Annotated in this window: 21 protein-coding genes; 10 read left to right on the top strand and 11 right to left on the bottom strand. The window is 70.7% G+C overall.

Features of this window, described 5'->3' with window-relative positions:
- Window positions 1-83: 83 nt before the first annotated feature.
- From IEY87_RS36210 to IEY87_RS36220, 3 genes are read right to left on the bottom strand one after another with little or no spacing between them, the layout of a single operon-like run.
- Complete coding sequence (locus tag IEY87_RS36210) at window positions 84-953, bottom strand: alpha/beta fold hydrolase (RefSeq protein ID WP_189143343.1); 870 nt, start codon at window positions 951-953, stop codon at window positions 84-86.
- Between the two features lie 23 nt (window positions 954-976).
- Window positions 977-2,236 (bottom strand): alpha-hydroxy acid oxidase, encoded by a 1,260-nt coding sequence (locus IEY87_RS36215; protein ID WP_189143344.1) that lies wholly within the window; start codon window positions 2,234-2,236, stop codon window positions 977-979.
- 32 nt (window positions 2,237-2,268) lie between these two features.
- Complete coding sequence (locus IEY87_RS36220) at window positions 2,269-3,822, bottom strand: class I adenylate-forming enzyme family protein (RefSeq protein WP_189143345.1); 1,554 nt, start codon at window positions 3,820-3,822, stop codon at window positions 2,269-2,271.
- Between the two features lie 345 nt (window positions 3,823-4,167).
- On the opposite strand from IEY87_RS36220, the gene IEY87_RS36225 reads away from it, so the two are divergent.
- Complete coding sequence (locus IEY87_RS36225) at window positions 4,168-5,262, top strand: PucR family transcriptional regulator (protein ID WP_189143346.1); 1,095 nt, start codon at window positions 4,168-4,170, stop codon at window positions 5,260-5,262.
- 60 nt (window positions 5,263-5,322) lie between these two features.
- Here the strand turns inward: IEY87_RS36225 and IEY87_RS36230 are convergent, their stop codons facing one another.
- Genes IEY87_RS36230 through IEY87_RS36245 form a run of 4 tightly spaced genes read right to left on the bottom strand, consistent with a single transcriptional unit; the run spans window position 5,323 to window position 8,650 of the window.
- Window positions 5,323-6,648: an MFS transporter gene (locus tag IEY87_RS36230; protein ID WP_189143347.1), complete on the bottom strand. Its 1,326-nt coding sequence runs from the start codon at window positions 6,646-6,648 to the stop codon at window positions 5,323-5,325.
- Between the two features lie 59 nt (window positions 6,649-6,707).
- Window positions 6,708-7,688: a quinone oxidoreductase family protein gene (locus tag IEY87_RS36235; protein WP_189143348.1), complete on the bottom strand. Its 981-nt coding sequence runs from the start codon at window positions 7,686-7,688 to the stop codon at window positions 6,708-6,710.
- Entirely contained in the window at window positions 7,685-8,215 is a 531-nt protein-coding gene (locus IEY87_RS36240; protein ID WP_189143349.1) for a VOC family protein, read from the bottom strand. The genes IEY87_RS36235 and IEY87_RS36240 overlap by 4 nt, the downstream gene beginning before the upstream one ends.
- A gap of 18 nt (window positions 8,216-8,233) precedes the next feature.
- Window positions 8,234-8,650 (bottom strand): YybH family protein, encoded by a 417-nt coding sequence (locus IEY87_RS36245; protein WP_189143350.1) that lies wholly within the window; start codon window positions 8,648-8,650, stop codon window positions 8,234-8,236.
- 233 nt (window positions 8,651-8,883) lie between these two features.
- Between IEY87_RS36245 and IEY87_RS36250 the strand changes: the two genes are divergently transcribed.
- Entirely contained in the window at window positions 8,884-9,855 is a 972-nt protein-coding gene (locus IEY87_RS36250; protein ID WP_189143351.1) for an NADPH:quinone reductase, read from the top strand.
- Between the two features lie 57 nt (window positions 9,856-9,912).
- On the opposite strand, the gene IEY87_RS36255 is transcribed toward IEY87_RS36250, so the two are convergent.
- Together IEY87_RS36255 and IEY87_RS36260 are read right to left on the bottom strand one after the other, a co-directional pair.
- The gene (locus IEY87_RS36255; protein WP_225277964.1) at window positions 9,913-10,737 is read right to left on the bottom strand and encodes an MHYT domain-containing protein; all 825 of its coding nucleotides are present in this window, start codon (window positions 10,735-10,737) and stop codon (window positions 9,913-9,915) included.
- Window positions 10,738-10,827: 90 nt separating this feature from the next.
- On the bottom strand, window positions 10,828-11,829 hold the full coding sequence (locus IEY87_RS36260; RefSeq protein ID WP_225277963.1) for an MHYT domain-containing protein: 1,002 nt from the start codon (window positions 11,827-11,829) through the stop codon (window positions 10,828-10,830).
- Between the two features lie 215 nt (window positions 11,830-12,044).
- Here IEY87_RS36260 and thiI point away from each other — a divergent pair, with 215 nt between their 5' ends.
- Window positions 12,045-13,241, top strand: a complete 1,197-nt coding sequence (gene thiI, locus IEY87_RS36265; protein WP_189143353.1) for a tRNA uracil 4-sulfurtransferase ThiI — start codon at window positions 12,045-12,047, stop codon at window positions 13,239-13,241.
- Here the strand turns inward: thiI and aroF are convergent.
- Entirely contained in the window at window positions 13,238-14,266 is a 1,029-nt protein-coding gene (gene aroF / locus IEY87_RS36270) for a 3-deoxy-7-phosphoheptulonate synthase (protein WP_189143354.1), read from the bottom strand. The genes thiI and aroF overlap by 4 nt on opposite strands.
- A gap of 243 nt (window positions 14,267-14,509) precedes the next feature.
- Between aroF and IEY87_RS36275 the strand changes: the two genes are divergently transcribed.
- The 5 genes from IEY87_RS36275 (at window position 14,510) to IEY87_RS36295 (ending at window position 19,076) form a co-directional block, all read left to right on the top strand.
- Window positions 14,510-15,106 (top strand): molybdopterin-dependent oxidoreductase, encoded by a 597-nt coding sequence (locus tag IEY87_RS36275; RefSeq protein ID WP_225277962.1) that lies wholly within the window; start codon window positions 14,510-14,512, stop codon window positions 15,104-15,106.
- 54 nt (window positions 15,107-15,160) lie between these two features.
- A complete protein-coding gene (locus IEY87_RS36280) occupies window positions 15,161-16,303 on the top strand; it encodes a sensor histidine kinase (protein ID WP_189143356.1) in 1,143 nt (380 codons plus the stop codon).
- A gap of 66 nt (window positions 16,304-16,369) precedes the next feature.
- A complete protein-coding gene (locus tag IEY87_RS36285; RefSeq protein WP_189143357.1) occupies window positions 16,370-17,110 on the top strand; it encodes a LytR/AlgR family response regulator transcription factor in 741 nt (246 codons plus the stop codon).
- A complete protein-coding gene (locus IEY87_RS36290; RefSeq protein WP_189143358.1) occupies window positions 17,107-17,397 on the top strand; it encodes a hypothetical protein in 291 nt (96 codons plus the stop codon). The genes IEY87_RS36285 and IEY87_RS36290 overlap by 4 nt, the downstream gene beginning before the upstream one ends.
- Complete coding sequence (locus IEY87_RS36295; protein ID WP_189143359.1) at window positions 17,394-19,076, top strand: sodium:solute symporter family transporter; 1,683 nt, start codon at window positions 17,394-17,396, stop codon at window positions 19,074-19,076. Before IEY87_RS36290 ends, IEY87_RS36295 begins: the two co-directional genes overlap by 4 nt.
- A 286-nt stretch (window positions 19,077-19,362) precedes the next feature.
- On the opposite strand, the gene IEY87_RS36300 is transcribed toward IEY87_RS36295, so the two are convergent.
- Window positions 19,363-20,205, bottom strand: a complete 843-nt coding sequence (locus IEY87_RS36300) for a deoxyribonuclease IV (protein WP_189143360.1) — start codon at window positions 20,203-20,205, stop codon at window positions 19,363-19,365.
- 109 nt (window positions 20,206-20,314) lie between these two features.
- Here IEY87_RS36300 and IEY87_RS36305 point away from each other — a divergent pair, with 109 nt between their 5' ends.
- Window positions 20,315-21,304, top strand: a complete 990-nt coding sequence (locus IEY87_RS36305; protein ID WP_189143361.1) for an aldo/keto reductase — start codon at window positions 20,315-20,317, stop codon at window positions 21,302-21,304.
- A 13-nt stretch (window positions 21,305-21,317) separates the two neighbouring features.
- A complete protein-coding gene (locus IEY87_RS36310; RefSeq protein WP_189143362.1) occupies window positions 21,318-21,902 on the top strand; it encodes a TetR family transcriptional regulator in 585 nt (194 codons plus the stop codon).
- Window positions 21,903-21,972 lie beyond the last annotated feature (70 nt).

A 21,972-nucleotide genomic window follows, 5' to 3' on the forward strand; every position in this document is an offset into this window, starting at 1 on the left:
GAGGGAGTCCTGTCGCCGGGCGTGGCGAACACCGGCCCCGGATCGACCTGGACCAGGTCGGTGGCCGTCCGCCAGGGGCGGGGTTACGCCGCGACCGTGGCGATCGTGTCGGCGAACACGCCGGGTGCCTCCACGGGCACGAAGTGCCCGACCCCGTCCACGGGCACCACCGTCACGTCCGCGAAGAACGCGTCGAGCCGGTCGGACCACGCGCGGGGGAAGAGCGGGTCATGTTCGGGCCACAGGAACGTCGTCGGGACGGCGATCCGGTCGGCGGGGTCCGGCTCGGTCTCGGCGAGCGCGCGGGCGACCATTCCGCTCCCCGCGCGGTACCAGCCGATCGACGCGACGAACGCCCCAGGAGCGCCGTAGGCGGCGGCGAGGTGGTCGAGCCGCTCGTCGTCGACGGTGTAGTCCGGGCCGGACCAGCGTGACCAGAAGTGCTTCAGGTAGGCGCGGGCGCGGCTCACGTCGCCGTCGATCAGATCGCGGGCGAGTTCGAGCTGGTGGAACGACTGGTACCAGAATTCGCGTATCGGATGCTCGTCGAGGACCCGCCGCCCGACGCCCGGGGCCGGCGGGGTGACCACCAGGGCGCGCACCAGGTCCGGCCGGTCGACGGCCAGCTGCGAGCCGACGCGGCCGCCGATGTCGTAACCGCCGACCACGGCCGCCGAGACTCCCAGCTCGTCGAGCAGCCCGGCCACGCTGCGCGCCTGGGCCGGGGCCCCGTAGCACTCGGCGGGATCCCGGTCGTGCTTGTCTGACTGTCCGAACCCACGCAGGTCCGGTACGACGACGTCGAACCCGGTGCCGGCGAGCCGTTCGGCCACAGCCGCATGGTCGGTCCGGTCACCCGGCCAGCCGTGCAGCAGGAGGACGGGCGACCCGGCAGGGTCGCCATGCCGGTCGTAGGCGAGGCGGAAGTCGTCGATGGGCTGGGACAACAACATCGGTGCTCCTTGAGCGGGTGTCGTCAACTCTGTGCGTTTCCTGCCGCCGGGTCGCCCAGCGTGGCATGGCCGTTCGGGAGCGCGTCGATCTCCGCGACCCCGAGCAGGCGGAGGGTACGGGTCAGCTCAGTGCGCAGGATGTCCAGCGCCCGGTCCACGCCTCGCTCCCCGCCGGCCATCAGGCCGTAGAGGTAGGCCCGGCCCACCAGGACGCCTGTCGCCCCGAGGGCGATCGCCGCGGCGACGTCCGCTCCGGACCTGACACCGCCGTCGACGAAGACCTCGGCGCGGTCGCCGACGGCCGCACGGACGTGCGGCAGCACCCGCAACGGCGTCGCCGCCCGGTCCAGTTGCCGCCCGCCGTGGTTGGAGACGACCACGCCGTCGGCTCCGGCGTCGACCACCATGCGGGCGTCCTCGACGGTCTGGATCCCTTTCACCACCAGCGAGTGGGGCCAGGCGTCGCGTAGCCGGCGGAGGTCGTCGATGCCCGCGCCGGGGTCGAACAGGCTGTCGGCGAGCTCGGCGGCCGTCCCCTTCCAGGAGCCGAACGACGCGAAACTCAGCGGATCGGTGGTCAGCAGGTTCGCCCACCAGCGCGGATGGAGAGCCATGTCGGCGAGCGTCCGGGGGCCGATCATCGGTGGGATGGTCAGGCCGTTGCGCAGGTCCCGTAGCCGAGCGCCGGAGACCGGTGTGTCGACGGTCAGCATCAGGGTGTCGTAGCCGGCCGCCAGGGCCCGCTTGACGAGGTCCTCTCCCGCCGCCCGATCGCGCCAGAGGTACAGCTGGAACCATTTCCGGCCGGTGGGCTCGGCGGCGACGAGGTCCTCGACGGACGTGGTCCCCATCGTCGACAGGGTGTACGGGATGCCCGCCCGCGCGGCGGCGCGCGCCACGGCCACCTCCCCGTCGTGGTGCATCATCCGGGTGTAGCCGGTCGGTGCGAGCACGACGGGGAGCTCCGACTGCTTGCCGAGCAGCACGCGGCCGAGCTCGACCTGGGAGACGTCGCGCAGTACCGCCGGGTGGAAGTGGACGTCCCGGTAGGCCGCACGGGCACGGGCCAGGCTGATCTCCGACTCCGCGCCGCCGTCGACATAGTCGAACACGGCGCGGGGAACGCGCCGCCGGGCGATCGCCCGCAGATCCCCGAGGCTGCGGGCGCGGGCGAGGCGGTGCTCCGTCGTCGGCGGGGCGAAGGTGCGCAGGTCGATCACGTCGGTGAGGTCTGACCACCGCGGAAGACGGCGTCGCCGTCGGATCGGCTCGTCGGATGCCATGGGGGTTCTCCTTCGGTCTTCTGCGGCAGGCGTCAGATCTGCCGGTCGACGCCACGCCAGTACGGCTCGCGCACACGATTCTTGAGAACCTTCCCGTTGGGGCTGCGCGGGAGCTCCCGGACGATGTCGATGCGCTTCGGAGCCCGGACGCCACCCAGCCGCTCGCGACACCAGGCGATGAGCTCCTCGGGGGTGGCGTCGGCCCCTGAACGCAGCTCGACCACGCCGGTCACCGCTTCACCCCAGTCCGGATGCGGAATGCCGACGACGGCGCAGTCACCCACCGCGGGATGGCTCCACAGGACCTGTTCCACCTCGCTCGGGTACACGTTGAAACCACCCGAGATGATCAGGTCCTTCTTCCGGTCGGTGATGTAGAGGTAGCCGTCGTCGTCGAGGTGGCCGATGTCGCCGGTGTGCAGCCAGCCGTCCACCACCGTCGCCGCCGTCTGCTCGGGCTGGGCGTAGTAGCCCGCCATGACCGTGTCCCCGCGCACGCAGATCTCGCCCGCCGTCCCCCGGGGCACGGCGTTGCCCTTGTCGTCGCGGATCTCGAAGGAGATGAGCGGGGTCGGCCGGCCGCAGGAGGCGAGCCGCGTCTCATTGAGGCCGCCGTCCGGATCGAAGAGTTCCGCGCATCGCATCAGCGCGATGGTTCCCGGGGACTCCGTCTGGCCGTACGCGGCCGTCATCACGGGCCCGAAGACGTCGATGGCCTGTCTGAGCCGGTCGACCGACATGGGCGCGGAGGCATAGATCAGGTAGTGCAGCGATGAGAAGTCGCGTTTCTGGCCCTCCAGATGGTCGAGCCAGCGGTAGATCACCGTCGGGGGCAGGAACATCTCGGTGACGCCGTACTTTTCGACCACGTCGGCGAGCACCGTGTGGTCGGCCTTCTCCAGGACCACGACCGTGCCGCCCCGCGCCGTCGCCGGCAGGCTGAGGAGCCCGCTGGTGTGCGTCATCGGCGCTGCGGCGAGGTTGACGATCGGCTGGTGGGCCTCGTAGCCCAGCAGCATCAGCAGGTGAGCGGTGGACGTGTGGAAGTTGCGATGGGTGCTCATCACGCCCTTGGGCCTGTCCGTCGTCCCACCGGTCGGCGGAATCGCGACGACGTCGTCGATCGCGGTCCGGACGTCCGGAGGTTCGGCGGGGTAGGCGGCGCACCAGCGGTGCAGTTCGGGGTCGTCCGCCATCTCCCGGTCGAGGCATACGGCCAATCGGAGACCAGGCGACTTGCCCCGGAGCGACTCCACCACGCCTGCCATCGACGAGTGGTAGAAGATCGCTTCGCAGTCGAAGGCCGCGGCGAGTTCGGCCGTCTCCTCCTGCGGCATGGCGGGGTTCAGCGGCACCCAGAGCATTCCGGCCCGCCAGCTGCCGATCACGCAGATCCAGGCCTCCGGGTGGTTCGGCGACAGGACGGCGACCTTCGTGCCTGGCTCCAGGGCGGCGCTCAACCCCTGCGCCACCCGGCAGGACAAGGCGTACGCCTCGCGGTAGGTCCACTGGCGGCCGTCCATGATGTACGCCGGACCGTCCGGGTTCTGACGGAGCCCGCGATCGAAGAATTCGGTGATCCTCACTCCCCACGTCCCTTTGACGTGCCGTCGGCGCCGACGCGGGGCGGCTTGGACGGCGATATGAGGTTTGTCGCGATGTCGGCAGCGCTGCTCATCAGCCGGCTCCTCTCATCGACCTGTGGCACTGCTGACCGGCCGGCGTGTCGCCGCCTGCGCAGTGCTTCAACGACTCGATGGTCCAGTGCGGCCGCCCCCGCTTCTACGGCGAGCGCCCCAACCGTCGGCGACCGCGATTGGATGCCGCTACAACGTCTGGCAGAATGCTGTGACAGGAGGCAGGAATTGGAACCATCGGCACTGCCCGCCGATGTCGCCGGGCGATCGTTTCGCGACAGCGTGGCGAGGCTGATGGACGACGTCGACGAACTCGTCGCGCGCACCGTCGCGTTCGGCGACGAGCAACGGCCGCCGTACGCGGTGGTGCCGCGCAGCGCCATCGAGGCGTCGGTCCGGATGAACCTGGAGACCGTCCGCGACTCGCTTCTCGCCGGGGCGCCCGTCATTGACGACCGCGATGTCGAGGCCCTGACCATCCGGGTCGACGAGCGCCTCGGGCAGGGGCTCCGGGTCGAGGACGGGATCCAGGGCTGGCGTAAGTCCATCGGCGTCATCCAGGAACGATTCATCGAGATCGCGGCCGAACAGGACGTCGACGTGGCCGAGGTGCTCAATGCCGTCCGCGTGCTCTGGCAACTGAGCGACCTGATGACCAATCAGATGACCGCGCTTTTTCGGAGCCGGCAGCTCACCGGCGCGCTGCGGCACTCCCAGTTGCGCGCGGAGTTCCTGGAGAAGGTCCTCGCCGGAGGGCTCCCGGTTCCCGAGGTTCACGCGCGGGGGGAGGAGCTCGGCCTGGACACCACCATCGACTACCTGACGGTGAAGGCAGGCACCGCGCAGGGCGCGTCGGTGGAGGCCCTGCGACGTCGCCTGGAAACGCGGGCGACCGGCCTGGTCGTGGTCGCCGACGGATATTGCTTCGGGCTGCTGTCCGGCCCCATCGGTGTCCTGGCCGGCGAGGACGTCGTCGCGCTCGGCCCTGCGGCACCGCTGCCCGAGGTCGCGGGCTCGTTCGAGCTCGCGACCCGCATTTACGACTGGATGCGGCAGCATGGCGTTCGCGGCCGGCGCAGGATCGAGGACATCGGCTGGCGGCTCGCGGTGGACCGGGACGACGCCGTCACCTCGCTTCTGCTACGCCGCTACCGAGCGCCGCTCGACCCGATGGGCGAGTTCGGCGAGCTCATCTGGCGCAGCGTCCGCGCCTACGTGAGCGCGGACAAGAACGTGGCCCGCGCGGCCGAGGCACTGGTCGTCCACCAGAACACCCTTCGCTACCGGCTCGCGCGCTTCGCGGAGATCACCGGGGCGAACCTGGATTCCGCGGATACGTTGCTCGAAGTGGCCTGGGCCCTCGCCGCGGACCCGGACGAGACGACATGAATCGCCCGGTCGCGGAGAGAGTTTTCGGCCCAGCCGCACGCCCGTTGTAGCAGCCTCCAATCAGGCGGGCTGGTCGATGGTGGCGGCCACGCCCGCCCGGGTCGTGCGCCGGACGATCGCCGCGGCACACCAGCCGGACAGCAGGACGACCACCGAGAGGCCGATGCCGAGCAGGGTCGAGCCGTTCGGCAACGTCGCGACCAGTGTGGCGACGAAAGGTGTCAGACCGCCGATGACGACCCCGAGCTGCATGCCCAGGGACAGGCCTGAATAGCTGACCTTCGTGGCGAATGCCTCGGCGATCATCACGGGGTAGACGCCCGTGATGACGGCCCAGCCGATGCCGAAGAGCAGCAGATAGGCGCAGAGCACGAGCACCGCGGAACCGCTCGCGATCATGGGGAAGAAGAACAACGCGGTGATCGCGATGAACACCGCGCCCGCGAGATACGTGGGCAGCCTGCCGAAACGGTCGGACAGGGCGCCCGCGGCGGGGACGAGGGCGAGGTGCAGCGCGCCGCTGAGAATGATCCCGAGCAGCGGCAGTGAGGCGGGCACATCGTGCTCGCGTGCGTACGCCAGGCTGTAGATGACGGTGATGTACGACGCCACCGCCTGGCCTGCCTGTACGCCGCCGGCGAGCAGGATCTGGGCCGGGTGGGTACGGATGACGTCGCGGATCGGGGAGGCCGACACCTGATCGTTCGCCTTGTTCCGCTCGAAGTCCGGGGTCTCGGCCAGTCCGAACCTGATCAGGAGTCCGATGAGAACCAGGAGACCGCCCGCCCAGAACGGGATGCGCCAGCCCCACGTCAGCACCGTCGCGGGGTCCATGGTGTTGTTGACGGCGAGGAACGCGAGATTGCCGAGGACCAGGCCGAAGGACACGCCCGCTCCGGGCAGTGAGGCGAACAGCCCTCGGCGCCCCTCGGCGGCGTGCTCGGCGACGAGGAGGACCGCACCGGGTTGTTCGCCGCCGAAGGCGAATCCCTGCGCGAGCCGGAGCAGGACGAGCAGCACCGCTCCCCAGTAACCGATCGAGTCGTATCCGGGGAGGCAGCCGATCAGCACCGTGGACACGCCCATGATGAGCATCGTCGTGACGAGGACGTTCTTTCGCCCCAGCCGGTCACCGAAGTGGCCGAAGACGATGCCGCCGAGTGGGCGGGCGAGGAAGCCGACGCCGAAGGTGACGAACGACGCCAGCACACCCACCGTCGGATCGGCGGAGGGGAAGAAGAGCGGTCCGAAGACCAGGGCCGAGGCCAGCCCGTAGATGGCGAAGTCGTAGTACTCGAGTATCGTCCCGCCCAAGCTCGCGGCGGCCGCACGCCGCGTGTGCTTCAGAGAGTGGGAGGGGGACGTCCCCCGCTGATCTGTTGTCATGACCGTACTCCTTGGTGCAAAGGGGGGGGTGGAGGTCGCGAGGGACGGCCCCGGAAGTGCTAGTCCTCGACGGCGACCCGGATGACGACCTTCCCGACGACGGCGCCGGTGGACAGGAGTCCTTGTGCCTCCTCGGTCTGTTGCCAGGGGACGACACGCTCGATGACCGGGCGAAGCTTCGTGAGGTCCAGATTCCGGACCTGCTGGTAGAGACCGGTCAGCTCGGCCGGGGTGCGGGTGCGGAAGGTGACCCCGCGGAGGGTGAGTTGCTTCAGCGAGAACGCCTCTAGATCCGCCGTCGCCTCCGCGCCCGCGGCACGCCCGACGTTGACGATCCGCCCGTTGATCGCCGCCGCGGCGACGAGGTCGGGGAAGTAGCTCCCGCCGACGTGGTCCACGGCCACGTCGGCGCCTGTCCCGCCGGTCGCGTCGAGCACGTGCTTCGCGAAGCCGCGCCCCGGGCTGTGCAGGACGAGATCGGCGCCGAGGCGGTGGAGGACGTCGTCCGCGCGGTCCGATCGCGCCACGGCGATGATCCGGCCGGCCCCGAGATGCCGTGCGAGTTGCACTCCTTGCAGCCCCATGCCCGAGGTGGCGCCGGTGATGACGACGCTTTCGCCGGCACTTAGGCCGTCGGCGGCGCTCAGCGCGCTGCATTCGGTCAGCAGGGCGACGATCGCGGCCGCGCCCTCCTCGTGGGACCATTCCGGCGGGATCGGGACGGTGAACCGCGCGTCGGCGACCACCTGCTCCGCCAGGCTGCTGGGCACCATGGCCATCACCCGGTCACCGACTCGCACGCCGGTGACGCCGTCGCCGACCTCGGTGACCTCCCCGGCGGCGTCCAGGCCCGCCACCCACGGAACGCCGTCCGCGGGGGGCTTGCCGTACCCGCCCTGAGGCACGAACCGGTCGACGTAGTTGACCGAGACGGCGCGGACGGCGATCCGGACCTGGCCGTGGCCGAGTTCCGGCTCCGGGACGTCGCCGAGGGCGAGCGTCGCGCCGTCGGCGTGACGCTGGATCAGCACTGCTCTCATCGCGGCCCCGTCCCGTTTCCCGTCCCGGTGATCTCGGACAGCAGGGCCGCCATGTCGCGGACGGGCCTGGTGCCATCCCAGCCCTCGGCGGCCTGGGCGATCGCGTCGAACAGCGCGCGCTTGTCGACCCCTCGCTCGGAGATCTCGATGGCGGTGCCGTCGGCGGCCCCGCCGTCGAAGTAGGCGAACCGGTCGTCGGGCCTGCCGCGTCCCGATCTGCCGTGGTGGATCTCGACGTACCCGCGGGCCAGCGCGGTCTCCACGCAGGCGTCGAAGTGCTCGGTCCAGAAGGCGACATGGTGCAGGCCCTCGCCGAACTTGCCGACGTACGTGTGGAAGAACGACGGCGAGTCGTCGCGCAGCTGGATCAGCTCGATCTGCACGCCACCGGATTGCGCCAGGGCGCCGTTGTTCTCCAGGTAGTAGAACGGCCCGACGCCTGGGCCTTCGATCCACTGGCGCATGGCCGCGTGGATGTCCGTGACGATGTAGCCGAGTTGCCGAATCGGCCCGAAGGGCATGGTCATGGGTCTCCTCCGAGTGGGTCAGATGATCGGGCGCACGAGCCGGTGGGTGAGCTGCCAGCGGCCGTCCGGCTGTCGGCGCACCGTGTCGGTGAACTCGCCGACGCTCAGCCGTCCACCCGAGCGGAAGGTCAGCACCTTGGACCGGCAGGTCGCCGTGCCCGGTCCCGCCGGCTGGACGGTCATGGTGGACAGGTGGTGGCTCAATGCGGGGTCGGCCGAGTTCTCGAGCGTTTCGACGAGCTCGGCCAGGCTGTGAAGGTGCGTCTTCCCGGGGTTCTCGTACTGGACGTCGTCGGCCAGCAGTTCGCCCAGCCGTACGGCGTAGTCGCCGCCGCTGTCGAAGGCGAACGCGATCTCGGCGATGAGGTGCTGGATGGCGAGGATCTCGCGCTCGGTCAGGGGGCCGGTGACTACCGGCTCTTGTGTCGTGCTCATAGGTGGCTCCTGTGGACCTCGTGGGCTGAGCGGCTCTGCCCATCCGGCGCGGCGACTCGGTCAGACCGGCCGCACCAGATGCCGTAGGCGCTCACTTCTCCCACTCGGGGCCTGTGTGGGTGTGACGCCGCTCACTCTTCGCCACCTGGGTATGTCTTGATATAGCGGTGCGACCAACTCTGCCGCGACGAGGTTGTGCCGCGCTCCAACCAGACCTGGGCACCATGTGTTACATGAGAGCAGCAATTTATCGGACAACCGGGCACGCACCGGACGTGCTAGAGCTCGTCGAGTTGGATGTGCCCGACCCCAAGGCGGGAGAGGTACGCGTCGCGATCTCGGCTTCCGGCGTGAATCCCACGGACTGGAAGGCCCGCGCCGGACTCACCGGCCGCGATCCCGACGGTTTCCAGGTACCCCATCACGACGGTGCCGGCCGGGTGGACGCCGTCGGCCCAGGGGTGACCGGGTTCGCCGTCGGCCAACGCGTGTGGCTCTATCTGGCCGCGGCCGGCAACCGGTACGGCACGGCCGCCGAGTTCGCGGTGGTACCGGCGGACAAAGTGGTCCCGCTCCCCGACAACGCGTCGGACGAGCTCGGTGCCTGCCTCGGTGTTCCCGCGCTGACGGCGGCGTACTGCCTCGGTGGTGATCCCAGCGCGGTGCGAGGGCGGACGGTCCTCGTCGCGGGGGGCGCGGGAGCCGTCGGGCACTTCGCGATCGAGTTGGCGAAGCATGCGGGGGCCCACGTGATCACCACGGTCAGCTCGGAGGCGAAGGGGGAGCTGGCGCGTGCCGCGGGCGCCGACCTCGTGCTGAACTATCGCGAGGAGGACGTCGCGGAAAGGATCCTGGCGTCCGCCGGGCAGGTCGATCGAATCGTCGAGGTCGCCCTGGGGGCGAACATCGACACCGACGCCGCCGTCATCGGACCCAATGCCGTGATCGCCGTCTACGCAGGGGAAGCCGAACGGCCCAGCATACCGATCCTGCCCTTGGCCAGCGCGAACGCGTCGATTCAGTTCGCGCTGATGTACACCGTCTCCGCAGCGGAGTTCAAGCGGCTGTCGTCATGGACGAATGCCGCCATCGAGGCGGACGCACTGACCACGCTGCCCGTCTCCGACTACGACCTCAGCGACATAGCCGCCGCGCAGTCGGCCGTGGAGAAGGGCGCGGTCGGGAAGGTGCTCGTCCGCCCTTGAGCGCTGGGCCCGGCGCGGATTCGTCCTCCTCGCCGCTGAGGTGAAACAGAGCGCCGCTTAAGAGACAGCTGGACCGCGGGGCGTGCCGAAGAGATCCACTTCCGGCGCGCCCTTGCCGGCTGCCGGGGGCTCGTCGCCGCCGCGTTGGTCCCGGAGGCGGTCGAGGAACTCCTGCTCCCTGCGCAGCTCCCGTTCCGACGGGGAGAGCACGAGGGCCAGCAGCAACCCCATGGTGACCACGCTGATCCCGACGATCACCGGCAGCATGAAGTCGATCGGCCTGGCCCCGGCGATCGGCGCCGTCTCCGGGTGGACCTCCACCGACAGCGCGTACATGCCGGTGAAGTGCATCCCGGTCACCGCCACGCCCATGACCAGCGCCGCGGCGCCGATCCGCAGCGCGCCGTGGACCCGCAGGGTGAACCAGAGGGCCGTCGTCGCCGCCGCGATGGCGATGAGCACCGATGCCGCCACGAGCAGCGGGTCGTAGGAGACGTGCGCGGACATGTTCATCGCCGCCATGCCGAGGTAGTGCATGCCCGCCACGCCGATCCCGGTCAGCGCGCCGCCGCCGAACAGGAACGGCAGCCGCTCGCCGCCCCGACGGACAAGGAACAGGCCGGCGCCGACGACCACGATGGCGATGATCGCAGACCCGACGGTGAGGGGGACGTCGTAGCGGATCGCGGTGCCGTGCACCGCGAATCCCGTCATGGCGATGAAGTGCATCGTCCAGATGCCCGTGCCGCCGATCGCGATGGCGGCTCCCGCCAGCCAGTAGCGGCTCTCCTTGGCGTTGACCAGGCGGGCGCGTGAGGTGAGGAGCAGGCCGAGCATGCAGCCCACGCTGGACATGACGTAGGCGACGACGGGCGTCAGCAACCCGTAAGCATAGTGGTCTATAGCGGACATACCTACCCTTCGATCTTGATGAAGGGAGTATGTGCGGTGGGCGGTGAAAATGGCAACTGACTAGCGGCGACGACCACGCATCGGAGGCTGCTGGTCGGCGGGCGCGGGGTAACCGGGACGCTGCCCGGCCGCGGGGGCGGGCCCGTGGTAGGTGGGCGCGGGCAGGATCGGCACCGGTCGCGGGGCCGGGGGAGCCTGAGCCGGGGGAGCCTGAGCCGGGGGAGCCTGAGCCGGGGGAGCCGGGGCGGGGGCCTGAGCCGGATAGACGAACTGCTGCTCCTGCGTGATCTGCCGGCGCCGCTCCAGGCGGGCCACCAGCTCGGCGTCCTCGTTCAGCTCCCGCTCGGACGGCGACAGGATGACCATGAGCAGCATGGTGAGCGTGATGAGGCTGATCACCGTCATGAGCGGCACCAGGAAGTCGAGCGCGTCGGCGCCGCCCACGGCCCCCGGCTGCGCGGCCGGCGTGATGATCAGCGCGAACATGCCGGTGTAGTGCATGCCGGCCACGGCCAGGCCCATGACCATGGCCGCCCCGGTGATCCAGACAGGGCTCCTGACTCGGAGCGTGAACCACAGGGCGGCGGTCGCGGCGACCACCGCGATGATCACGGACGCGATCACGAGGGTGCGGTCGTAGGAGACGTGCGCGGACATGTTCATGGCGTACATGCCGAGGTAGTGCATGCTGGCCACGCCGAGCCCGGTCAGTACGCCGCCGCCGAGCAGCGGGAGCAGCCGGCCCTGGCCGTAGGAGACCAGGAACAGGCCGGTGCCGACGACCACGATGGCGACGACCACCGAGGCGACGGTCAGCGGGACGTCGTACCGGATCTGGGTGCCCTGGACCTCGAAGCCCATCATGGCGATGAAGTGCATGACCCAGATGCCGGTGCCACCGATGGAGACCGCAGCCCCGAGCAGCCAGCGGATCCGCGAGGCGCCTCGTGAGGCGTGGGCCTGCGCGGTGAGCCGCAGCCCGAGCATCGAGCCCACGCACGACATCACGTAGGCGAGGACCGGGGTGAGCATGCCGTGGGTGAAATGGTCAACTGGGGACATTCAGGAGATTCCTTGCATTAGGGGTCTCCGGATTCTTCCAGGGGTGCTGTCCCTTTCGCATGGATACCTCGACTATCTGTCAATCTGGCCTGTCGGAAACGTGAGAAGTCCTCATGGTGTCCACGGCATCGAACGGACGCCGGAGCCGGACTAAACTCAGGGCACCGATGCGTTGGTACCAGCGGCGCATTTCCCCATCTTCCGGAGGTTCCACCATGACGATGTCTGCCCTGGGCGAGCCGTGTGTTCTGCTCAAGCTGGGCGAGATCGTCCTGAAGGGTAAGAACCGCGAGGTGTTCGAACGTCGCCTCATCAGCAACATCCGCGACGCGCTCAAGGAGCTCGGCATCAAGCTCGATGTGCGCAAGCGGCACGGCGTCATCGCGATCTTCCTGCCTGAGGGCGCCACCGCCGAGCAGGCGCGGACCGTGGCCGAGCGCGTCGCCGACGTGCCGGGTCTGGTCTGGATCCACCCCGCCTGGCGCGTCGCCAAGGACCCCGAGGCCGTGCTCAAGGCCGGTCTGGAGCTCGTCGGCGAGCGCGAGGAGGTCAAGCGCAAGGCGTCGTTCGCGGTCCGCTCCCGCCGCCGCGACAAGCGCTTCCCGCTCCGCTCCAACGAGCTCGACCGGCTCGTCGGCGGCGCCATCAACGACGAGTACGGCCTGCCCGTCGACCTGAAGAACCCGGCGCTGACCCTGTCCATCGAGGTCGACAGGGACGAGGTGTTCGTCTTCACCGGCGGCCTGCCCGGCCAGGGCGGCCTGCCGGTCGGCAGCAGCGGCCGGGCGCTGGTGCTCATGTCCGGCGGCATCGACTCGCCGGTGGCGGCCTACCGCATGATGCGACGCGGCCTGCACGTCGACTTCCTGCACTTCTCCGGCATCCCGTTCAGCACCTCCGAGTCCATCTACAAGGCCTACGCCCTGGTCAAGAAGCTCGACCGGTTCCAGGGCGGCTCGCGCCTGTGGGTGGTGCCGTTCGGCAAGGCCCAGCAGTCCATCCGCAACTCCGGTCAGGAGCGGCTCGCGGTCATCACCCAGCGCCGGCTCATGCTCAAGACGGCCGAGGAGGTCGCCCACCGCATCCGCGCCGCCGCGCTGATCACCGGCGACGCGCTCGGCCAGGTCTCCTCGCAGACCCTGACCAACATCACCGCCCAGGACCACGCGGTCGAGCTGCCGATCCTGCGCCCGCTGGTGGGCTGGGACAAGACCGAGATCATGGCCGAGGCCCGGCGCATCGACACCCTGGCGATCTCCGAGCTGCCCGACGAGGACTGCTGCAGCCTGCTCGCTCCCAAGCGCGCCGAGACCCGGGCCAAGATCGCGGACCTCAAGCAGATCGAGAAGCGGCTGGACGCCGAGGAACTCGCCGTCCAGCTCGCCGACTCGATTCAGGAATACACCCTCTAGCTGAGGGCCAGCGCGGCCGACTTGCCCAGCATCGCCGGGAAGTCCCGCATGACCTGGGCCAGCTCGCCCAGATCGGTGTCCACCAGGGCCTGCGGGCCGTCGCAGAGCGCCTGCTCCGGGTGCGGATGCACGTCGATGATGACGCCGTCCGCGCCCACCGCGATGGCCGCCCGGGTCAGCGGCAGCACCAGGTCACGGCGGCCGCCCGAGTGCGACGGGTCCACGATCACCGGCAGGTGCGACAGGCGCTGCGCCACCGGGACGGCGGACACGTCCAGCGTGTTGCGGGTGGCGGTCTCGAACGTCCTGATGCCCCGCTCGCACAGCACCACGTCAAGGTTGCCGCGCTGCGCGATGTACTCCGCCGCCATCAGCCACTCCTCGATCGTGGCGTTCATGCCGCGCTTGAGCATGACCGGCCTGCCCGCCGCCCCGACGGCCTGCAGCAGCGCGAAGTTCTGCGCGTTGCGGGTGCCGACCTGCAGCATGTCGGCGTGCGAGGCGACCAGGTCCACGTCGTTCGCGTCGACCACCTCGGTCACGATCGGCAGGCCCGTCTCCTCCCGCACCTCGGCCAGGATCCGCAGCCCGCGCTCGCCCAAGCCCTGGAACGCGTACGGCGAGGTGCGCGGCTTGAAGGCGCCGCCGCGCAGCAGCGTCGCACCCGCCGCCTGCGCCATCCGCGCGGCCAGCAGCGTCTGCTCCGGCGTCTCCACCGCGCACGGCCCCGCGATCAGCGTCACCGTCTCGGGGCCGATCGGCACCCCGCCCACATGCACGGTAGAGCGTTCGGGGTGGTTCTCCCGGCTGACCAGCTTGTACGGGGTCGACACCCGCATCACCTCGCGCACCCCCGGCATGCCGCGCAGGTTGGCCGAGTCGAGCTGCGTCACGTCGCCCACCAGGCCGATGATCGTCCGCTTGACACCTTTACTCACGAACGCTTCCACTCCCGCCGTCCGCACGACGGTGACGATCGAGGCGACGTTGTCGCCGGTTGCCTCAGGGCCCATCACGATGACCATGTTCTTCTCCTTTGGAAAACGCAGAAGGCCCCGGGTCCTTTCGGACCCGGGGCCTTCTGTTCGCCTGTCTGCTAGCGCAGCGTCAGGTGGCGAACGGTCCGACCAACAGGTCCGTCGCCATACCAAAAAACGATCGCGGTGCGCATAGTGCCCTCATGGTAGCGCACCCCGACCCGCTGGCGAGCCGGCTCCCGCCCGATGGCAGGATGGTCCAGACCGCGAGACCCCGTGAGGAGAGTGATCGTGGCGGAGTCACGCCTGCCTCCAGGCCAGTACGTCCCCCGCGGCCTACCCGTGGTCCATTACGGCAGGGTCCCCCCGTTCAAGCCGGCCAGCTGGGACTTCCGGGTGTTCGGCGCCACCGCCTCGGGTGAGGAGCACGGCTTCGCCTGGGACGAGTTCGAGCGCCTGCCCCGCACCAGCGTCACGGCGGACTTCCACTGCGTCACCAAGTTCTCCATGATGGACCTGCGGTGGCGCGGCGTCACCCCGGCCACCATCCTGGAGGCGGTCCCGCCCGCCGCCGGCGTCCGGCACGTGATGATCTGGGCCGAGTACGGCTACAGCGCCAATCTCAGGACGTCCGACTTCACCGCCCCCGGCACGCTGCTGGCCACCGCCTTCGGGGACGAGCCGCTCACCGCCGAGCACGGCGCCCCGCTGCGGCTCATCGTGCCGCACCTGTACGCGTGGAAGAGCGTCAAGTGGGTGCGCGCCATCGAGTATCTGGTCGACGACCGCCGGGGATTCTGGGAGGAGCGCGGCTACCACAACGTCGCCGACCCCTGGCACGAGCAGCGCTACTCCTACCAGGAAGAACCCGGGGAGGGCCCGGCGTAGGACAACGCTCGGTTTCCGCCCGGACACGGTGCGTTGTTGGCTACGGTTGCCCGCATGCTGACCGCCGGGTGCGTGGCGCTCTCCTGCCTGACCTTCGTCCTGGGCTACACGCTCGGCCGGGTCGCGCGGCGCCGCACCCGGATCGAGACCCGCTGGAACGATCAGGCGACCTTCGCCACGCTGCACCTGGCCGCGATGGCCGCGCCCGCGCTGCGCACCGGGCTCACCCGTGACTCCGCCCGTAAGGCCGTACGTCATCTGCACGCCCTGCTCGGCACGCACGCCGTCGCGATCACCTCCACCGACGTGGCGCTCGCCTGGGACGGCCCCTGCGCCGAGGAGGTCCTCGGCTACGCGCGCGCCACGCTCGCCTCCGGACGGGCGCAGGTGTTCGCGGGTGAGCCGTACGGCGCGGTGGTGGTGCCGCTGGCCGTCGACGGCACGATCGTCGGCGCGCTGGCGGTCTTCGACGAGGAGCTGAGCGCGGGCCTGGTGCGGACCGTCACCGAGGTCGGCCGCTGGGTGTCGGGCCAGCTGGAGCTGGCCGAGCTCGACTCCTCGCGGCGGCGCGCGCTGGAAGCGGAGATGCGGGCGCTGCGCGCCCAGATCTCCCCGCACTTCGTCTACAACGCGCTGACCACGATCGCGTCGTTCGTCCGCACCGACCCGAACCGCGCCCGCGAGCTGCTGCTCGACTTCGCCGACTTCGCCCGGTACGCCCTTTCCAAGACCCATGACTTCACCACCCTCGCCGACGAGCTGAGCTGCGTGGACCGCTATCTGCTGCTGGAGCGCGCCAGGTTCGGCGACAAGCTGCGCTTCAGCCTGCAGGTGGCCCCGGAGGTGCTGCCGGTGCCGGTGCCGTTCCTGTGCCTGCAACCCCTGGTCGAGAACGCCATCAAGCACGGCATGCGGGACCGCGGTGGCATCGGCGAAGTCCGCGTGGTGGCACGGGACGCGGGACCGGAGGCGCACATCACCGTGGAGGACGACGGCACCGGCATGGACCCCGAGCGGGCCAGGAGGGTGCTCGACGACGACCCGACCCGCGAGGGCAGCGGCATCGGCCTGGCCAACGTGGATCTGCGCATGCGCCAGATCTACGGCGACGGCTACGGGCTGGTGGTCGAGACGGCTCTGGGCGCGGGCACGAGAGTGCGGCTCCGGGTGCCAAAGGCGCAACTCGGCCATATGTGACCATATCTTTACGCAGAGTGACGTGAGGGGTTGTGACCTTTGACTTCGTACGGCAGCGTAGGGGCCATGCTACGTGTGCTGGCCGTGGACGACGAGGAGCCCGCGCTGGAGGAGCTGGCCTACCTGTTGCGCCAGGACCGCCGGGTCGAGCACGTGATCACCGCCTGTGACGGCGTCGCGGCGATGCAGGACATGGTCCAGATGATGGGCGGCGGCGAGCGGCTCGACGCGATCTTCCTGGACATCAGGATGCCCGGCCTGGACGGGCTCGACCTGGCCCGGCTCGTCGGCGGGTTCCCCAGCCCGCCGAAGCTGGTCTTCGTCACCGCCCACGACGGGTGCGCGGTGCAGGCCTTCGACCTCGAAGCCGTCGACTACCTGCTGAAGCCGGTCCGGGCCGAGCGGCTGGCGGAGGCGGTGCGCCGGCTGGAGGTGGCCGCCTCGCCCGCCCCCGAGCCCGGCCAGGACGACGTGATCCCGGTCGAGCTCGGCGGCCGCACCCGGTTCGTGCCGCAGCAGGCGGTCCGCTTCGCCGAGGCCAAGGGCGACTATGTGCGCCTGCACACCGACGACGGCAGCTATCTGGTGCGCATGTCGCTGGCGGCGCTGGAGCGGCGCTGGGCGGAGGCGGGCTTCATCCGGGTGCACCGCAGCACGCTGGTCTCCGCCCGCCATGTCAGCGAGCTCAGGTTCGAGGGCGGCCGGGTCACGGTCACCGTCGGCACCGAGGTCCTGCAGGTCAGCAGGCGACACAGCCGGCAGGTGCGCGAGCAGCTCGTCCGCCAGCACAGAGGAGTGATCTCGTGACCGCTCGCCGGGTCCCGGTGACCCGCCGCCGTAGGGTGGCCGGCCGCCCGCGCGGCGCCTTCACCCCCGAAGGCGAGGCCCCCGACGTGGGAGAGCTCGTCTCCCGGCAGTTACGCCAGGCGCTGGCCACCGTCGCCGCCGCGCTGATCTCGCTCGCCGGGCTGCCCGCCGTCGCGCTCTGGCTGCGCGCCCCCGGCGCCTGGGTGGCGCTGACGCTGGCGGTGCAGCCCGTCCTGGTGGCGCTGGCCGTCCACCATCTCAAGCGCGCGGAGCGGCTCGAACGATGACCGTCGCGGTGCTGTCCTGGACCGCCTTCGTCGTGCTGCTGGGCATCTCGGTGAGCGCCGCGCGCCCGCGCCGCTACAGCGCCCCCGCGCAGTTACAGGCCGCTCGCCGGGCGGTGCGGCCGTGGCGCAACGGGGCGGCGATCAGCTCCGAGTTCACCTCGGCCGCGGTGTGCCTGGGCCTGGCCGGGCTGAGCAGCGCGAGCGGCGGGTGGCATCCGGCGGGCGTGGCCGGCGGGTTCGTCATCGTCCTCGCCCTCGTCGTCGCGCCGCTGCGCCGTTCCCGCACCTACACGCTGCCGGACTTCGCCGAGTGGCGGCTCGGGTCGGTGCCGCTGCGCTGTCTCACCACGATGCTCTCCCTGGTCATCGGGATGGCGTTCCTGGTCGCCCAGCTGCACGCGGCGGGGGTGGTGGTGCGGCTGCTGACCGGCATGCCCGCCTGGGCGGGGTGGGCGGCGCTGGCCGCGGCCGGGGTCGCGATCGCCCTCGCCGGGGGGACGGGCAGCGTGACGAGCGTCCAGGCGTCCCAGTACTGGCTGAAGCTGGTGATCTTCGTCGGGGTGGGGGTGGTGCTGTGGGCGGTCTGGTGGCACCACCTGCCCTCCGGCGACGTCACGGCCTTCGTCGCGGGCCTGCCGGACGGGCTCTGGGAGGGCGCCGTCGGAACGTCGTACGGTGCCGCGGACCCTTCGGCCGCTCCCGCGCACGCCCCCGCGCACGCCCCCGCGCACGCCCCCGCGCACGCCCCCGCGCACGCCCCCGCTCCCGCGCACGCGCACGCCCCCGACCTCGCCCCGGCTCCCCAGGGCGGTGGCGACGGGATGGCGGGACTGCTGCCGGGGGCGCTCATGGTGCTGCTGGCGTGCGCGCTGGGCACGATGGGGCTGCCGCATGTGATCGTCCGCCTGCACGTCGCCCTGGACGGTCACGAGGCCAGGCGGTCCATCGTGGCGGCGCAGGCGATGCTGGCGCTGTTCTGCGTGGTGCCGCCGCTCTACGGCGTGCTGAGCGCGGTTGTGGCGCGCGGCGGCGTCATGGACGAGATCGTCCTGCTGCTGCCCGCCAGGATGCTGCCCGGACCGGCCGGCGACCTGCTGACCGGGCTGCTGGCCGCCGGCGCGTTCGTCGCCTTCCTGGCCACCGCGTGCGGGGTGCTGAGCGCGGTCGGGGGCGCCATCTCGGCCTGTGTCTCGCGGGCCACCGGCGCCAGCGTCTTCCGCGGCGCCGTGCTCGCCGTGGCGCTCACCGCGCTGGCCCTGACCATGGCCACGGACCCCAGCGGCTCGATGCCGCTCATGATGCTCGGCTTCAGTCTCTCGGCGGCCACCCTCTGCCCGCTGCTGCTGCTCGGCATCTGGTGGCGGCGGCTCACCGACGCCGGTGTCCTGGCCGGGGCGGTGGCCGGCGGGGGCGTGACGGCCGCCCTCGTGGTGTGCGAACAGACGGGCTTGAACCTGGGCGTGCCCACGTCCCACCCCGCGTCGGTCGCGGTGCCTCTCGCGTTCGCCGTGATGGTGGTGATTTCCCTGGTCACACCGGGTCGAGTGCCCGGGGGAGTGGGCCGGATGATGGCCAGAATGCACCTGCCGGAGCCTTCGGAGCGCGCCGGAGGCCACCGCTCGTCGCCCGGTGCGGACCGCTCACCGTCCGGGCGCGTCCCGCATACCGATGACTACTGACCGTTGGGCGAGGCGGCGGTCAACGGGGTGTCGTGCGGTAGGTCGCGACCGTAGTGTTTCGGCATCGGAGCCACTCCGGCGCAGCAGGAGGGGAGCCGCAAGGCTCGCCGAACGCGCTGGATCCATGGTGGTCACACGGGCCGCCACGGCTGTCGGGCCCTCGACCGGGGGGTCGGGCCCGCTGCCGACCACGTGAAGGGGCGCCCGCTGTGGCCGGGGATCGGACCGCGATCCGGCCAAACGGGGGCGGTCGGACCGCGAGAGCGGGCGCCCCTGTCACGCCGGATCAGCCCTCGTCGCGCAGCCTCTTCAGTGTGGCGATGTCCGCGCGGTGCTGGTCGGCCTTGCCGGGCGTCTCGATGCAGATCGGCACCCCGGCCACGGCGGGATGGCGCATGAGCTCCGCGAACGGCCGGGCGCCGATCTGGCCGGCCCCGATGTTCTCGTGGCGGTCCTTCTTGGAGCCGCAGGCGTCCTTGGAGTCGTTGGCGTGGATCAGCTTGAGCCGGCCGGGCGCGATCTTGTGCAGCAGGTCGAACGTCTCCTGGACGCCGCCCTCGGCCGTCAGGTCGTGACCGGCCGAGAAGGCGTGACAGGTGTCGAGGCAGACGCCCACCCGGGGGTGCCATTCCAAGGCGTCCAGGTAGGGCTCCAGATCCTGCACGGTGGCGCAGAGCATCGCGCCCTGGCCCGCCATCGGCTCCAGCAGCAGGTCGGGCCCGTCGTCCGGGATCTCGTCGAGCAGCGGCAGCAGGTGCTCGCGCAGCTGGCGCATCGCGTCGTCGCGGGGCTGGGACACCGCCGAGCCCGTGTGCACCACCACTCCCTTGGCCCCGATCTCGCGGCCGCGCCCCAGCGTGTAACGCACGATCGCCACCGAGGAGGCGAGCGTCTCGGGGGTGGGGGAGCCGAAGTTGGCCAGATAGGGGACGTGGACATAGGTGTCGACGCCCGCCTCGGCGAGCTTGGCGTCCTGCTCCGGCTTACCGGGGGTGAGCGCCCAGCCGCGCGGGTTGGTGACGAACACCTGGATCATCTCGGCGCCGATGTCGTCCATGTAGGCGAGGCCGCCCTTGGCCAGGCCGCCGGTGACGAAGACGTGTCCGCCGATGAGAGAGCGTGGGGTCATGGTCCTCCCAGTCTAGTGGCCGGAACCTCCGGGCAGGTCAGGCCCCGTCCCGCAGAAGAAAGAATGACAAAAGTTGAAATCTGTCATCTGATAGGCGATACTTCGTGGCATGAGAACTCTGGGAAAGAACGGACCGCAGGTCGGCGCGCTCGGGCTGGGCTGCATGGGCATGTCCGACCTGTACGGGCCGTCGGACGAGAGCGAGGGCATCGCGACCATCCGCGCCGCGCTCGACGCGGGAGTGACCCTCCTCGACACCAGCGACTTCTACGGGATGGGGCACAACGAGCTCCTCATCCGCGAGGCGCTCGACGGCCGGGACCGCGACGGGGTGCGGATCAGCGTCAAGTTCGGCGCGCAGCGCGACTACGACGGCAACTGGCTCGGCCACGACGTGCGCCCGGCCGCCGTCAAGACGGCACTCGCCTACACCTTGCGCCGCCTGCGCACCGACTACGTCGACATCTACCGCCCGGCCAGGCTGGACCCCCAGGTGCCCATCGAGGAGACCGTGGGCGCCATCGCCGAGGAGGTGCGGCAGGGACGCGTGCGGCACATCGGGCTGTCGGAGGTGGGGGCCGCGACGCTCAGGCGCGCGCACGCCGTGCACCCCATCGCCGACCTGCAGATCGAATACTCCCTGCTGTCGCGGGGGATCGAGGACGACATCCTGCCCACCTGCCGTGAGCTCGGCATCGGCATCACCGCGTACGGCGTGCTGTCGCGCGGGCTGCTGAGCGGACACTGGACGAAGGACCGCGCGCTGCCGCCGGGGGACTTCCGCGCCCACGGCCCGCGCTTCAGCGGCGACAACCTGGCCCGTAACCTCGCCCTGACCGAGGCGCTGCGCGAGATCGCCGAGGCCAAGGGCGTGACGGTGGCCCAGTTGGCCATCGCCTGGGTGCTCGGGCGGGGCGACGACATCGTCCCGCTGGTCGGCGCCCGGCATCGGGACCGGCTCACCGAGGCGCTGGGGGCGCTCGACGTGACGCTCACCGCCGGGGAAGTGGCGCGCGTCGAGGCGGCCGTGCCCGCCGGCGCGGCCGCGGGGGAGCGCTACCCGGCCCCCATGATGACGGCCCTCGACAGTGAGCGCTGACAGACTGGGGCATATGACCGATGGCAGCTTGACCCGTGACCAGATCCTCAGCGCGGCGGTGGAGGTTCTCCGCCGGTACGGGCCCGCCAAGGCCACGGTGGTCGACGTGGCGCGAGCCCTGAAGGTGAGTCACGGGAGCGTCTATCGGCACTTCCCGAGCAAGGCGGCGCTGCGGGAAGCGGTCATGGAGCGATGGCTGCGCGAGTCGCACACTCTGCTCGACGCCGTGATGGCCGGCGACGGACCCGCCGACGTCCGGCTGCGGGACTGGCTGGCCACCCTGTTCGCGGCCAAGCGGAAGAAGGCGCTGGACGACGAGGAGCTGTTCGCGACGTACATGGCGCTCCTCGGTGACGCCAGTGAGGTGATCGAGCAGCACATCGACCACCTCCTGGGGCAGCTCCGGGAGATCATCTCCGACGGGGTGGCCCGCGGGGAGTTCGCCGTCCAGGACCCGGCCGCGACGGCGCGTGCGGTGTTCGACGCCTCGCTGCGGTTTCACTCTCCCGTGCACGCGGCGGACTGGGGGCGGGCGGAGATCGACGAGGAGTTCGACGCGCTCTGCGTCCTGATCCTGGACGGCGTCCGCGCCCGCTGACCGGGTTGGAGCATGACACGAAAAGTCTTGACCAAGCCCTCCCGCAGTTGAGAGCTCTGGCGGGTGGACC

This window comes from Nonomuraea glycinis (assembly GCF_014646515.1).
Taxonomy (GTDB): Bacteria; Actinomycetota; Actinomycetes; order Streptosporangiales; family Streptosporangiaceae; genus Nonomuraea; species Nonomuraea glycinis.

Excerpts from the sequence above, each read along its gene's own strand:
- IEY87_RS36215 (WP_189143344.1), bottom strand. The coding sequence starts at position 2,236 with ATGGCATCCGACGAGCCGATCCGACGGCGACGCCGTCTTCCGCGGTGG.
- IEY87_RS36250 (WP_189143351.1), top strand. The coding sequence starts at position 8,884 with ATGAGAGCAGCAATTTATCGGACAACCGGGCACGCACCGGACGTGCTA.
- IEY87_RS36285 (WP_189143357.1), top strand. The coding sequence starts at position 16,370 with ATGCTACGTGTGCTGGCCGTGGACGACGAGGAGCCCGCGCTGGAGGAG.
- IEY87_RS36245 (WP_189143350.1), bottom strand. The coding sequence starts at position 8,650 with ATGAGCACGACACAAGAGCCGGTAGTCACCGGCCCCCTGACCGAGCGC.
- IEY87_RS36225 (WP_189143346.1), top strand. The coding sequence starts at position 4,168 with ATGGACGACGTCGACGAACTCGTCGCGCGCACCGTCGCGTTCGGCGAC.
- IEY87_RS36235 (WP_189143348.1), bottom strand. The coding sequence starts at position 7,688 with ATGAGAGCAGTGCTGATCCAGCGTCACGCCGACGGCGCGACGCTCGCC.
- thiI (WP_189143353.1), top strand. The coding sequence starts at position 12,045 with ATGACGATGTCTGCCCTGGGCGAGCCGTGTGTTCTGCTCAAGCTGGGC.
- IEY87_RS36295 (WP_189143359.1), top strand. The coding sequence starts at position 17,394 with ATGACCGTCGCGGTGCTGTCCTGGACCGCCTTCGTCGTGCTGCTGGGC.
- IEY87_RS36260 (WP_225277963.1), bottom strand. The coding sequence starts at position 11,829 with ATGTCCCCAGTTGACCATTTCACCCACGGCATGCTCACCCCGGTCCTC.
- IEY87_RS36230 (WP_189143347.1), bottom strand. The coding sequence starts at position 6,648 with ATGACAACAGATCAGCGGGGGACGTCCCCCTCCCACTCTCTGAAGCAC.
- aroF (WP_189143354.1), bottom strand. The coding sequence starts at position 14,266 with ATGGTCATCGTGATGGGCCCTGAGGCAACCGGCGACAACGTCGCCTCG.
- IEY87_RS36310 (WP_189143362.1), top strand. The coding sequence starts at position 21,318 with ATGACCGATGGCAGCTTGACCCGTGACCAGATCCTCAGCGCGGCGGTG.
- IEY87_RS36240 (WP_189143349.1), bottom strand. The coding sequence starts at position 8,215 with ATGACCATGCCCTTCGGGCCGATTCGGCAACTCGGCTACATCGTCACG.
- IEY87_RS36300 (WP_189143360.1), bottom strand. The coding sequence starts at position 20,205 with ATGACCCCACGCTCTCTCATCGGCGGACACGTCTTCGTCACCGGCGGC.
- IEY87_RS36210 (WP_189143343.1), bottom strand. The coding sequence starts at position 953 with ATGTTGTTGTCCCAGCCCATCGACGACTTCCGCCTCGCCTACGACCGG.
- IEY87_RS36280 (WP_189143356.1), top strand. The coding sequence starts at position 15,161 with ATGCTGACCGCCGGGTGCGTGGCGCTCTCCTGCCTGACCTTCGTCCTG.
- IEY87_RS36305 (WP_189143361.1), top strand. The coding sequence starts at position 20,315 with ATGAGAACTCTGGGAAAGAACGGACCGCAGGTCGGCGCGCTCGGGCTG.